This window comes from Nonomuraea sp. LPB2021202275-12-8 (assembly GCF_037044575.1).
Taxonomy (GTDB): domain Bacteria; phylum Actinomycetota; class Actinomycetes; order Streptosporangiales; family Streptosporangiaceae; genus Nonomuraea.
Genome location: NZ_JBAHWD010000036.1, coordinates 87,059 through 93,237 on the forward strand (window position 1 = coordinate 87,059; position 6,179 = coordinate 93,237).

Genomic DNA, 6,179 nt, shown 5'->3' on the forward strand with positions numbered 1-6,179 from the left:
AGGGTTACCAGCCGAGTTCGTGCAGCCTGGCGTCGTCGATGCCGAAGTGGTGACCGACTTCGTGAACCACCGTGATGCGCACTTCTTCCACCACATGCTCTTCGGTGTCACAGATCTGACAGATCGGATTGCGGTAGATCTCGATGCGGTCGGGCAAGACTCCGGAGTACCAGTCGCCGCGCTGCGTGAGGGGAATGCCCGTGTACAGGCCCAACAGGCCAGGCTCCGGCGGATCGTCGACGACCGTGACGACCACGTTGCTCATCGCACGCGACAGCTCCGCGGGGATCGTGTCCAGCGCTTCGGCCACGAGCTCCTCGAACTTCTCCCGCGAAACCTCGATCACAGTTGCCATTCTGCCTCGCGGGCTGGGTAGGCAAGAAACCGTATGAAGTTCGTGGACCGGTTGAAGGCGGTCATCCAGTCGCGCGCGTCCAAGGTGGCGGCGGTGCTTGTCGTCGCCGCGGTCGGCGCCTGGCTCGGCATCTTCCTCAGCGGGACCGTACGAGCGCAGGTGGGACCCGTCGAGACCGGGATGTCCCTGAGGCCGTCGCTGGCCGGTGAGACGATCGTGGACGCCAGCCCGCTCGGCACGCTCACCTTCCGCACCCACGACGCCCCGCTCACCCTCCGCATCACCCTGGAGAACATCGACCAGGAACGCGCCAAACTGTTCCTGGAGGACCCGAGCCTGACCGACCGGCTGCCCGGCATCATCGAGCGCGACCTGCTCGACGGCGTGCGCCAGCTGATCATCCGCTCGCTGCTGTGCGCGGGAGCGGGCGCGCTGCTCGCGGTCCTGATGGTCTTCAGGCGGCCCAAGGTGGCGCTGCTGGGGCTGCTGGCGGCTTCGGTCGCGCTCGCCGGCACCGGCGTGCTCGCGGCCACGTCCTTCCGTCCGGGCTCGCTCGTCGAGCCCCGCTATTCGGGCCTGGTCGCCGCCGCCCCCTCGCTGGTGGGCAGCGCGGAGGCGATCGTCACCAAGTTCGAGTCCTACCGCTCGCAACTCACCAAACTCGTCACCAACGTCTCCAAGCTGTACGACACCGTCTCGACACTTCCGGTGTACGACGCCGATCCCCGTTCCATCCGGGTCCTGCACGTCTCCGACATCCACATCAACCCGATCGCCTGGAACGTCATCCGCTCGCTGAAGGACCAGTTCGCCGTCGACCTGATCGTCGACACGGGCGACATCTCCGACCATGGCACCAAGGCCGAGAACAAGTTCGTCGAGGAGATCGGCCACCTCGGCGTCCCGTACGTCTTCGTCCGCGGCAACCACGACTCCAAGACCACGGAGAAGGCCGTCGCCAAGCAGAAGAACGCCGTCGTCCTCGACGACAAGCAGCGAAACGTGGCGGGCCTGGACATCTACGGCCTGGGCGACCCCCGGTTCACCCCGGACAAATCCACTTCGGTCGACTCTGACCCGGCCAGCCTCGAACAATTCGGCCGCACTCACCTCCCGAACGTCGAGAAGGCCGACCTGGTCGCCGTCCACGACGGCATCATCGGCCGCGGCTTCTCAGGCTCGACCCCCATGGTCCTCGCAGGCCACGCCCACGAACGCTCCACCACCATGCTCCCCACAGGCACCCGCATCCTCGTCCAGGGCTCCACCGGCGGCGCCGGCCTGCGCGCACTCGAACACGCCGAGCCCACCCCGGTCCAGGCCTCGGTCCTGTACTTCGACAGGGAGACCAAGCGCCTGCAGGCCTGGGACGACATCACCCTGGGCGGCCTGGGCGAGCAATCGGTCTACATCCAGCGTCACGTGGAACCCGAGCCGGGACGTATGATTTCTCCAGCGCCAACGACCGCCCCGTCGCCATCGGGAACGATCAGCGGCACCTCTTCGCCTGTAGCCGGTCCGCCACTTTGGCATCAGGGGCGATCGTCCCCTATGCTTCAGAGGTCTCCGACGGAAGGCGAAAGGGAATCCTAAGCCCCCATCGTCTAGCGGCCTAGGACACCGCCCTTTCAAGGCGGCGGCACGGGTTCGAATCCCGTTGGGGGCACTGCGAGCGCCTGGCGCACCGCGAAACGGCTGGTCTCAGACCACCGAAGAGCTGGTAAGCTAAGCGAGCGCAAAGAGAACGAAGCAAGGTCCTGTAGAGCAGTTTGGAGTGCTCGCCACCCTGTCAAGGTGGAGGTCGCGGGTTCAAGTCCCGTCAGGACCGCTCTGGGTCAGGTAGCTCAGTTGGTACGAGCGTCCGCCTGAAAAGCGGAAGGTCGGCGGTTCGACCCCGCCCCTGACCACAGCAACTGACCAGCCAAGATGCCCCGTAGCGATCATTGCTCCGGGGCGTTTTCGTTGTCCTGACGACAGCGCTGACGACAATAGGTGTGGCGGTTGTACCTAAGCGGCTGCCAGAATTTTAAATGTGAGCCGGACCGATAACACGATGCCGTTGCGTATCCAGGAGCAGGACGGCCGCCGCTACAGGCACGACGTTGGCGGTTCCTACGTGGGCATCGGCGTGGACACGAACATCGCAGAGCGGAAGGCGCGACAACGCGTCAGGTTGGCTCTGCTACAGGGCGAGGAGCCGGGGCCGACGAGGCACCGCCACAGCGAGAAGTGGCACTACTAGGGAGCAGGCGAAGCGCCCCAGGAGGTCCCGGAGCGCTTCACGGTAGGGCGTGGGGCAGATCAGCTCAATGTGTCGCCCAGCTTATTGAGGGCCTTGCGCTTCTCGTCGAGGGAGGCGTGAGCGTAGATCGTCATGGTGATCTCTATGTCGGAGTGGCCGACGATCTCCCGGACGATGTGAGGCGGTATGCCCATGTCGAGCAAGAGGCTCACACAGGTGTGACGAAGGTCGTGCAGACGGACCTGTCCGAGTCCGGCGGCTTTACGGATCTCGCTCCAGCTACGTCGTAGGTTGTCGGGCTCCATGGGTGTGCCGCGCCGTGAGGGGAAGACGAGTCCATGGTCCTCCCAGTCCGGGTAACGCTCGGACCGCTCGATGAACTGTCGCTTGCGGTGCTCCTTGAGGGCGTCGAGGCAGACCGAGGGGAGCGGGATGGTCCGCGCCGACTCCTCCGTCTTGGGGCGGACGAACAGGAGGCGCCCGCCGACCCGCTGGAGTGTCTGGATCACTTCCAAAGCGCCGGCCTCCAAGTCGACGTCTTGCCAGCGGAGCCCGAGGAGTTCGCCACGCCGCAACCCGAGGGAGACGGCCAGGACATACAGCGCGCCGAGGCGGTGATCCTTGGACGCCTTAATGATCGCTTTCGCTTGTGCCACCGTGAGACCGCGATTGACCTTGTACTTAGGCGGCGAGATCTTGACGAGCTTCGCGACGTTACGCGCGATGACCTCTTCCCGGACGGCGTTCTCCAGAGCGTTCCGCAGGACGGCATGGACGAACTGAACCATCCGGGGCTCGATCGTGTACCCGCAGCACTTGCCGCCCTTCTTGGCGCAGCATTCGGACGACTCCCGCGCCTTGTCCCATCCCCGCTGGCAGCACTGGCAGCCGGATCGAAGAGACGTGACGAACTGGCGGACGTCAGCGGCGTTGAGCTTGTCGAGGCGCTTTTTGCCCAGGCCCGGAATCAGGTAGCGGCGGATGACGCCCTCGTACCCCTGAACGGTCTTGGGGCGGCGTTCAGCCTTGACGACGTGTTCCAGCCAGTACGCCAGGTACTCCGCCACGCTCCAGCTCTCGGCTGCACCCGGGATGCCCTGGTCGGCTTGACGCTTGAGTTTGATGAACTTCGCGTGGCATTCCTCACGCGTCTTGCCGTACACGCTGACGCGCTTGACGGTCCCGGCCGTAGTCGGGACGAAGACCTTCGCCTCATAGCGACCGTCCTTGCGAGGGACGATCGTTCCTGCGGGACGCGTCGACGGTGATCGGCTTCACGCAGTGTGCGCAGGTGGTCCCGACTGGAACGCCGTGGGAAGTCTTAATACGCTCACTCGCGGGACGAGCGTAAAAGCAGGCTCTTGAACAGTATTTGGCTTTCTGGGAAGGCTTGCAAAGGAACGGTTCGCCGCATGTAACGCAGGGGGCCGGGGTCATGGTGCCGAAGCCGATGGTGAAGACGCGGACTCAGCGCAGGGCCGCCTCCTGGGCCGCAGTCTGCGAATCGGCGCCCTGGGTGTTAACGCGGTTAGGACAGGCCGGAGCCTAGGGCTTCTCCCTCCTTGGCCATCACTCTCCGTCACGGCCTGCGCTTATCGACCAACTCGACCTCCACACACGCGAGAACGCGATGGCTTGCCCGGGGATATACGCGGGATGATCTTGCGGTGCACTGGCGTCATATTGACTATTTACCCAGCTCAAGGTGCCCGAACAGGCGGAGGAACCTCCGCTCTCCTAAACCGGGTGCTGCGCCTTTCGGAGGCCCTTCCGGGAAGGAGCGCGAGAGGGCGGGGAGCTATGATCGCTGTTCTTCCCGCCGCACTTTGGTGGTGATGGCCTGAGTCTGGGCTCTGACGTCGTCGAGGGCGGCTCGGATGGCCGTGCGGTGCAGGGCCCAGTCATCACGGAAGCGGTCTCCGGCGGGGCCGGCCCAAATGCCGCTGTTGCTGGTGGCGTCGACCGCTTGGAGGGTTCGTTCGATGTCATCGGCGGCTTGCGCGATGATGCGCATGTCCGCTTGGCACTCGCTTAATCGATCAGGCATGGCGTGTCTCCAGGTTCCCGGTGGACAACATTCGGGTGATGTGCCGTGACAGCGATGTGGCGCTCACCGGTCTGGCTGTGACGCCGGTTGAAGCGTGGGGGGTATCCAGCTCGACGGCCCACACGGCCCGATCCGTTGCGTAGGTCGTCATCATGGGGCCGGGTGGATCGCTCAGAAGCACCAGTTGGCCGACGATGCGGGCATTGTCGATCACGCTCGCGAGCGGGCCGACGTGGTCTCGATCGAGGGCGGATGGATCCAAGGAGAGGCTCTTGCCGTCCCGATCCGCGACTCCGAATGGATCCACGAGTGGCTGTACGAGCTTCACCACGTCCTGCACTGTGTCGGCCAGCGTGAACAGGTGCAGGCCACCAGCGGTTATGCGTTCGACGAGCAGCAAGTCAGCGGCATGGATGTGCACGTAGCCGAAGGCAGTGCCGTTGGCGCTCTCCTGCTTCACCGCGAGCGCGCGGTCAGCGGTGCGGCGGAGGGTCAGGGCGAGATCGACGTCCATCCGGATGCGCATGTCCACCTGGGTCTCTGACCCATCGCGTAGTACGGCCTCCAGTTCCTCGATGTTGAGGATCTCCACGACTTCGCGTGAGACCAGCGAGCGAAGTGCAGCAGCCATGACCCATTCACGCTGCTGCTTGTTCATACCGGACAGGTGGGGCTGGGGGATGAAGGTCTCCTGGGGATCCAGGACGGCAAGCTCTTCGTCGGTCAATCGGGTCAGCGGTTGTGTCCCGCCTTCGGCCAACGCCTCGCTTATCTGCGCGCGGAACTTGGAGAGCTCGACGTCTAAATGTGCTTCCACAACCGATCAGCTCCCCATCAGCGAAGGTCAGCAGTTCGGACGATGCGAAGACCAGCTATGTCGAGATGATCCACGTCGCTGCCCGAAAGAATCAGTGCGGGGGAGATCAAGATGTAGAAGAAGCCCCATAGCCAACGGTGAATGGCCTGCCGGACTCCCGGCTTGCCGAGGTCGGACGTGCGGATGAGGCGCAGTCCGCTGATGAGCTTGCCGATACTGCCGCCGGCCAGGACCGTCAATATGACGTGATTGCAGAAGGACGCCACGAGTAGTGCGCCGATAGCGGCGGCCCAGAAGTTGGAGGCTCGGCCGAGCAGTTCGCCACCGACGGCGCCGACACCCAGGGCGAGTAGGCCGTCCGTCCAGATGGGGACGATACGCCGGTTGCTACTCGCCAGAGGAGGAACTTCGGTGGGCGCCATGATGCCTCCGTACCTCAATGACCCGAATGACTCACCAGAACTTGAGCTTCTCAACAAAGCTCTTCGCGCCTTCGTATGCCTTCCCCACCCCCGCCTTGATGTCGTTCCCCCACTTGTCCCACGCCCAACTGCCGAGGAAGTAGGCGCCGGCCACGCCGAGCGCGACCCATCCCACCACGGGTACCGCGGCGGCCACGGCGGCGGAGGCACCAAGCGAAGCGGCTATCCCCGCGCCACCCATGACGGCGACGGCACCGCCGGCCTGTACGACTCCCATGCCGCGGTCCACCCAACCC

The 6,179-nt window shown here is 64.7% G+C and carries 8 protein-coding genes and 3 tRNA genes; 5 read left to right on the forward strand and 6 right to left on the reverse strand.

Going from position 1 to position 6,179, the window contains the following annotated elements; all coding sequences use genetic code 11:
* Positions 1–4: 4 nt before the first annotated feature.
* On the reverse strand, positions 5–355 hold the full coding sequence (locus V5E28_RS40505; protein ID WP_442945939.1) for a metallopeptidase family protein: 351 nt from the start codon (positions 353–355) through the stop codon (positions 5–7).
* Positions 356–388: 33 nt separating this feature from the next.
* Here V5E28_RS40505 and V5E28_RS40510 point away from each other — a divergent pair, with 33 nt between their 5' ends.
* The 5 genes from V5E28_RS40510 (at position 389) to V5E28_RS40530 (ending at position 2,597) form a co-directional block, all read left to right on the forward strand.
* Positions 389–1,948: a metallophosphoesterase family protein gene (locus V5E28_RS40510; RefSeq protein WP_336215107.1), complete on the forward strand. Its 1,560-nt coding sequence runs from the start codon at positions 389–391 to the stop codon at positions 1,946–1,948.
* Positions 1,949–2,021 (forward strand) — tRNA-Glu (locus V5E28_RS40515). It abuts the gene before it with no gap.
* A gap of 87 nt (positions 2,022–2,108) precedes the next feature.
* A tRNA-Asp gene (locus tag V5E28_RS40520) sits at positions 2,109–2,183 on the forward strand.
* Positions 2,184–2,188: 5 nt separating this feature from the next.
* A tRNA-Phe gene (locus V5E28_RS40525) sits at positions 2,189–2,262 on the forward strand.
* Positions 2,263–2,387: 125 nt separating this feature from the next.
* Positions 2,388–2,597: a hypothetical protein gene (locus V5E28_RS40530; protein WP_336215108.1), complete on the forward strand. Its 210-nt coding sequence runs from the start codon at positions 2,388–2,390 to the stop codon at positions 2,595–2,597.
* A gap of 59 nt (positions 2,598–2,656) precedes the next feature.
* On the opposite strand, the gene V5E28_RS40535 is transcribed toward V5E28_RS40530, so the two are convergent.
* From V5E28_RS40535 to V5E28_RS40555, 5 genes are all read right to left on the reverse strand, one after another.
* Complete coding sequence (locus V5E28_RS40535; RefSeq protein ID WP_336215109.1) at positions 2,657–3,760, reverse strand: tyrosine-type recombinase/integrase; 1,104 nt, start codon at positions 3,758–3,760, stop codon at positions 2,657–2,659.
* A gap of 635 nt (positions 3,761–4,395) precedes the next feature.
* Positions 4,396–4,611, reverse strand: coding sequence for a hypothetical protein (locus tag V5E28_RS40540; protein WP_336215111.1), 216 nt, complete (start codon positions 4,609–4,611; stop codon positions 4,396–4,398).
* 25 nt (positions 4,612–4,636) lie between these two features.
* A complete protein-coding gene (locus V5E28_RS40545; RefSeq protein WP_336215112.1) occupies positions 4,637–5,461 on the reverse strand; it encodes a hypothetical protein in 825 nt (274 codons plus the stop codon).
* Between the two features lie 17 nt (positions 5,462–5,478).
* Entirely contained in the window at positions 5,479–5,883 is a 405-nt protein-coding gene (locus V5E28_RS40550) for an RDD family protein (protein ID WP_336215113.1), read from the reverse strand.
* Positions 5,884–5,914: 31 nt separating this feature from the next.
* Positions 5,915–6,179 (reverse strand): hypothetical protein (locus V5E28_RS40555; RefSeq protein WP_336215114.1); only part of this gene is annotated, 265 nt, incomplete at its 5' end.